The sequence below is a fragment of the Tardiphaga sp. GW821-FHT12E02 genome (genome assembly GCF_058807155.1).
Genome location: NZ_JBXAQK010000005.1, coordinates 1 through 5,428, shown reverse-complemented (window position 1 = coordinate 5,428; position 5,428 = coordinate 1). Strand labels below are relative to the sequence as shown.

Annotated in this window: 7 protein-coding genes and 3 pseudogenes; 3 read left to right on the top strand and 7 right to left on the bottom strand. The window is 64.3% G+C overall.

The annotated features are described in order from the left end of the window. On the top strand, positions 1-255 hold a 255-nt coding region (locus tag AC1RQ5_RS31010), incomplete at its 5' end, for a DUF2934 domain-containing protein (protein WP_493204658.1). A gap of 94 nt (positions 256-349) precedes the next feature. On the opposite strand, the gene dinB is transcribed toward AC1RQ5_RS31010, so the two are convergent. Both dinB and AC1RQ5_RS31000 read right to left on the bottom strand, forming a co-directional pair. Further along, on the bottom strand, positions 350-1,387 hold the full coding sequence (gene dinB, locus AC1RQ5_RS31005) for a DNA polymerase IV (protein WP_493204657.1): 1,038 nt from the start codon (positions 1,385-1,387) through the stop codon (positions 350-352). A 17-nt stretch (positions 1,388-1,404) separates the two neighbouring features. Further along, a pseudogene (locus AC1RQ5_RS31000) lies at positions 1,405-1,688 on the bottom strand (hypothetical protein); the annotation flags it as partial. Between the two features lie 226 nt (positions 1,689-1,914). Here AC1RQ5_RS31000 and AC1RQ5_RS30995 point away from each other — a divergent pair. Further along, a complete protein-coding gene (locus AC1RQ5_RS30995) occupies positions 1,915-2,274 on the top strand; it encodes a hypothetical protein (RefSeq protein WP_493204656.1) in 360 nt (119 codons plus the stop codon). A 20-nt stretch (positions 2,275-2,294) separates the two neighbouring features. Here the strand turns inward: AC1RQ5_RS30995 and AC1RQ5_RS30990 are convergent, their stop codons facing one another. The 4 genes and pseudogenes from AC1RQ5_RS30990 to AC1RQ5_RS30975 all read right to left on the bottom strand — a co-directional run. Next, on the bottom strand, positions 2,295-2,513 hold the full coding sequence (locus AC1RQ5_RS30990) for a DUF6117 family protein (RefSeq protein WP_493204655.1): 219 nt from the start codon (positions 2,511-2,513) through the stop codon (positions 2,295-2,297). Further along, positions 2,510-2,914: a hypothetical protein gene (locus tag AC1RQ5_RS30985; RefSeq protein ID WP_493204654.1), complete on the bottom strand. Its 405-nt coding sequence runs from the start codon at positions 2,912-2,914 to the stop codon at positions 2,510-2,512. Before AC1RQ5_RS30985 ends, AC1RQ5_RS30990 begins: the two co-directional genes overlap by 4 nt. A gap of 67 nt (positions 2,915-2,981) precedes the next feature. Next, positions 2,982-3,200, bottom strand: coding sequence for a hypothetical protein (locus AC1RQ5_RS30980; protein WP_168073965.1), 219 nt, complete (start codon positions 3,198-3,200; stop codon positions 2,982-2,984). Positions 3,201-3,502: 302 nt separating this feature from the next. Beyond that, positions 3,503-4,540: pseudogene (locus AC1RQ5_RS30975) on the bottom strand (ParB/RepB/Spo0J family partition protein); the annotation flags it as partial. A 357-nt stretch (positions 4,541-4,897) separates the two neighbouring features. Between AC1RQ5_RS30975 and AC1RQ5_RS30970 the strand changes: the two are divergent. Beyond that, on the top strand, positions 4,898-5,200 hold the full coding sequence (locus AC1RQ5_RS30970; RefSeq protein WP_493204653.1) for a hypothetical protein: 303 nt from the start codon (positions 4,898-4,900) through the stop codon (positions 5,198-5,200). Here AC1RQ5_RS30970 and AC1RQ5_RS30965 read toward each other — a convergent pair. After that, positions 5,193-5,428: pseudogene (locus AC1RQ5_RS30965) on the bottom strand (transposase); the annotation flags it as partial. The gene AC1RQ5_RS30970 and the pseudogene AC1RQ5_RS30965 overlap by 8 nt on opposite strands.

Here is a 5,428-nt window from a genome sequence, read left to right as displayed (position 1 = left end):
CCATGGTCTCCCGCATCGCACAAGGAGTCGTCGATGCAGGACATGGAACAAGCTATCCGCGAGCGCGCCTATCACATGTGGAACGATGCCGGTCGCCCGGACGATCGCTCGGAGGCGTTCTGGCTGAGCGCGCAACGAACTGTGTTGGAATCTTCGCTTCAACAGATTGCCAATGTGAAGCCTAGCCGCAAGATGAAGACAAGGCGACTGCTGCTCCACGCAAACGGAAGATTGCTTGAATCTTCCGGGAGTTGAAAGCGATGAAGCCCCACGGGCGACATGGTTTTTGTTAGACGAGTAAGCGCTTGGGGTGGCTTAGTATCCATTTTTCGATAGGGCGCTTCCTGAATCAAATGGGAAGGCCGAATTGGGTTTCGAGGTGGTCTCCTGCCTGGAGCGAGGACAGCGACACGCCAAGAAGGCGAACAGCCTTCTGAAGCGGCATTGTTGCCTCAAGCAGGCCGACCGATATCCGCTCCAGATCGTCGCGCGAGGCGACGGCTCCGGGCATCGAACGGCTCCGCGACATGATCTCGAAATCGAAGAACTTGACCTTCAACGTGACGGTACGCCCTCGATTTCCGGTCGCTTCGCAGTGGCGCCAGACCTTGTCGATGAGGGGCTGCAGCGCTTCGATCATGGCGTCGAGCTCCGTCAGATCCTCGAAGAACGTGTTCTCGGCACCGACCGACTTGCGGATGCGGTTCGCGCGGACCGGCCGATCGTCTTTGCCGCGCGAGATCCAGTAGTAGTAGGTCCCCGACTTTCCGAAATGAGCTTCGAGAAACGCGAGGGTCTGATTGCGGATGTCGAGCCCGGTACGGATACCGAGCGCGTTGAATTTGGTCGCGGTAGCAGGACCGATGCCGTGGAACTTGCCGACGGCGAGGCCTTCGACGAACGCCGGGCCCATGTCCGGAGAGATGACGTATTGGCCGTTGGGCTTGCGGTGATCGGAGGCAAGTTTGGCGAGGAACTTGTTGTAGGAGATTCCGGCCGAAGCGTTGAGACCGGTCTCCTCCTTGATCTTCGCGCGGATCTTCAGCGCGATGTCGCGCGCCAGCGGGATGTTCTGCAGGTTCTCGGTGACGTCCAGGTACGCTTCGTCCAGCGATAGAGGCTCGATGACCGGCGTATGCTCGGCAAAGATCTCGCGTATCTGCTGACTGATCGCCTTGTAGACCTCGAAGCGCGGTTTCACGAAGATCAGGTCCGGGCACTGGCGCCGCGCGGTGACCGAAGGCATCGCCGAGCGTACGCCGAACTTGCGTGCCTCGTAGCTTGCCGCGGCCACGACTCCGCGCTCCCGCGAACCTCCGACCGCGACCGGCTTGCCGCGAAGCTCCGGATTGTCCCGTTGCTCGACGGATGCATAGAAGGCGTCCATGTCGACATGGATGATCTTGCGGCCTTGCGGAAAAGCGGCTTTCCGTATTTTCGCAGGAACAGAACGGTCGCCGCCTCGCAAGCCTCGTAGGCCGTCTTCCAATCCCAGGCGCCGCTGGTGTCGGATGCACCAAAGGCCTGTTCCATGACGGAGCGCAGATGGCGGCGTCGATGGGCCGGCCCTGTTCGAGATGCGGAAGGAGATATTCGGCGGCGGCGAGAATGGCGGCGGCCGGCGGCGCGTGGGACGCGAGCGGGAGCGAGGCGGCCGAAGCGGGTTCCTGGACCGGAGCGTGAAGCATGGAAGATACCTCGAAAGAGCGAAAGACGGGCGAGCCGGCCCGGCGCTCTCTCTCGACCGGACGGGCTCAACCCGTCCCGGCCGACCTCTCACTCTGGCGCGGTCGACGCGCGTCGTCATCGATCCGGCTTCCGGCGGACGTGATGGGACGCTAGTCTCAGTTGGGAAAATTGGCCGCGGCGCGCCCTTCGACAGGCTCGCCGCGCCTGGGGAGGAAGGTAGGCGGCATGAAGGGAAGCGCGATTGGCATCATTGCGGCCGGATGCCTGGCAGTCGGATTCGGCGCAGGCTTCGTTCTCCGGCCGGTGATTTCGCCAGTCTCGGCATCGCCGGCCATCGCTGCCGGCGTGGCGCAGTCGAGCGAGGAAGAAGCGACGGCCGCGGTAAGGCGCCATCGCTTGTTCACCGGCACATCGCTGGAGCGGGCGACGCTGAAGCTCGGCGATTGCTCGCCTGGCGGTGTCGGACCCGGCGTGACCTGTATGACGCAGCTTGTCATGGACCCGGCGAAGACCGGTGCGGCTCCGCAGAACCGTCCGATCGGCTTCGCACGGGTCAACGGCCAGTGGGAGGTCGCGGTCTGGTAGGGGCGGCGATCGCGCTCAGGTCAGGCTTCCGGCGGACGATAAAGCTCGAAGGGGTTGCCGTCGGCCAGGTGACCGAAGGGCGTAAGCATATAGTCATCACCCTCGCGCCCCACGGCGCAGATGACGTAGCGCGTCCCGCCGGTCGCGACCTCGGTGCATTCCATGAGCGCCAGGTCACCGCTGGTCGCGGCGTTTAGCAACGTTTGAAAGTTGGTGCGGGCATGATCGGGGATGCTCATCGGGCATCCCGTCGCTCCGCGAGCCAACGTCGGGTGCTCAGCCACTCGACCGTCGCGCCAGTTGAAAGTTCAAGGACATGGGCGCCCCCGTAGAACCCGCCGACGACAGGGTTGGAGGCGATGGTGACCCATTGAAACCCCCAGCGCCCGGTCAGCCCGAAGGCTTTGGCGCAGCGCGTCACGAAGGTGATCGCGAGTTGCTGGTCGGCGCTGCCCGGGGCGCGCAGCCAGAGCCGGGCCGGCCCATATTCGGGCGTCAGCGAGAGCAGAAACGGCTCGGCCGGCGGGTCCTCGCGGGCGTTCTCGGCCATCAACGTGGTGTAGATGTCGAAGGCGCGCACAGCGTTCGCGGGGGTGCCGACGTCGAGTAGGCAGGAAAAGCGGGTGAGAAAGTCGGTCATGGCGGGCTCCAGAAACGAAAAAGCCCGGCGCTGAGCCGGGCTCGGGAGGGTTCGGATTGTCGTCGGGCTAGTAGCCGAACTGCCAGGACGGCCAGGATTGGCCGTCGTCAGCGGCTCGCACGGCATCGTCGAGATAGGCGGGGTCGCCCTCGACGACGATGGGATCGCGGACCGGCGTCTCGTCGATGACGGCAACGCGGGCAACGAGCCCGTCCTCGACCTCGACTTGCACGGGCACGAGATATTGGAAGACGACGCGTCGGGGCGCCGGTGGGGATTGCAACATGGCGCAGCTCCTTGGTTGGAAGGTTAAGCGGAGCGACCGGAGCCGCTCCGCCCTAGCGATCACTCGGCCGCGACGAGGTGGCGTTCGTCGTCTTCGCCGGCGGGCTCCTCGTCATCGCCCGCGAGGAAGTCGGGCAGCGCAGCACCCTCATCCTCGCCGCCGGTCTGGATCTCCGGCGCGGACGCCTCGGCCTCGGCAATCAGGCGGAGCGGCTCCGGGAGCCATCCGGTGTCGACCAGCAGGCGCTCGGCCTCCTTGGCCATGTCGCCCTTCTTCAGATGGTCGATGAGCTGCGCGGCCTTGAGGCGCTGGTCGACCTCGTCCGGCAGCTCGTCGGCGCCCTCATATTCGCCCTCAAGCTTCTGATATCCGGCGTTGAGCGCGTCGATGGTGACCTGTTCCTCGGCCGAGATGTCGAGCGGTTCGCCTTGCAACTCGCGCAGGCCCCGCGCGGCGTCATAAGGGAAGCTGACCGCCACTTCGATCCACTTCCAGCCTTCGGCGGCGATCGTCCCTGCCGTCGCCTTCAGCTTCTCGGCGACCAGCCGGTCGAGCAGCGCGGGGTCCTGCAGCCAGCCGCCATCGTCGGACTGGAAGAGATCGCGCATGATGACGCCGCCAGCCGCCTCGTAGGCGTCGAGCCCGACAAACACGGCCCGCTTGTCCGAAGCGCGCACCGTTGTCTCGGTGAGCATGCGCCGGATCTGGTACGGCTCTTTCGACCAGGAGTCCTTGATCGCCTCCCAGACCTGCTCCTGGCGGACATGGTCGTTCGAGACGGTGAAGGCCATGAGCTGCACCAGCGTCATGCCATCGTCGGCATAGATGTCCAGCAGCGTCGGTGAGACCGCTGCAAGGCGCAGCCGCTGCTTCACCACCTGAACGCTGACGCGGTGGGCGGCGGCGATATCTTCTTCGGGCGTGCCCTTGAGGCGCATATCCTGAAAGGCGCGGAACTCGTCGAGAGGATGCAGCGCGGCGCGTTCGGCATTTTCTGCGTAGGACACCTCTTCGGCGAGGATCGGATCGTCGACCGGACGCACCACGCAAGGCACGAGGGCGGTCTTGGCGAGGCGCTTCTGCTTTACAAGCAGGTCGAGCGCCCTGAAGCGGCGGCCGCCGGCGGGCACCTCGAACATCCCGGTCTCGTTGCCGTCGCCATCGACCACGGGCCGGACGTTAAGACCCTGGATAAGCCCGCGCCGGATGATCGAGGCCGCCAGGTCCTCGATTGAGACGCCGGCCTTCACGCGCCGAACGTTCGACTGGCTCAGGACCAGTTTGTTGAAAGGGATGTCGCGCGAAGACGACAGGACGATCTTTTGAGCTGCACTAGCCATCGGGATTTACTCCGCGACGGGCGGCCGAGAGCCTCTCTCTCGACCTCCAACCCGTCACGAAATCCCGGCCCTCCTCTAACTCTCTCATCTTCCACTGTCGGCCAGCGACCGATCGGACGACTTCACGCTCGTCTTGACACCAACGCTTTTGGAGAATGTCGAGCCCGACTATAATAGTCGTCATAGATACTGTTCGACGTCACTTCCCTTCGTCGGGCGGGATGCCGACGCTGGAGTTAATCGGAGAACGATAATGAGCACGACGGCTGTTGAGGACGCGCCAAGCGGATTGCGCCGTTGGTTTGCGAATCTGTGCAACGAGGCGCGAACCTGAGGCTTTCGCGGGTGGAGCGCGCCATGATCGGCGCAAATGGCAAGGCGCTGACGATGTTGGTCACGGCGCTGCAGGCTCGCGGACATCTCAAGGTCGAAGAGTTTGCGGACACGCTCGCTGTGTTCAGCGTAGTGGTTGGGGAGGATAATGACCTTGAAGGGATGCTGCTCGCCGCGTGGGCGGGGATGATGAAGGAGAGTCTTTGGCCTAGAGAATGGGCAACCGGCCACGCGAAGAGACGCCGCGCGTTTGCGCGGCGTCTCTTGATAGGACGTGGAATGTGGCCGGCGGCAGAGGCCGCATTAGAGCCGTGCCCGGTCACGTAGCGACGGCCAAGTCGGTATCGTAGCCGGCGGCAGCAAGGAGTTGCGGCACTCATCTGCCGTGAAGCGAGCCAAAGCCTGCCGGATGGCGTGCCACAGATCAGGGACGGTGCGGGCCGCCGCTGTCCGGAGCAGAGCCTTCAGCTTGGCGAAGATCTGCTCGATGGGATTGAAGTCCGGGCTGTAGGGCGGGAGGTAGAGCAGCCTCGCCCCGGCGGCCTCGATGGTCTC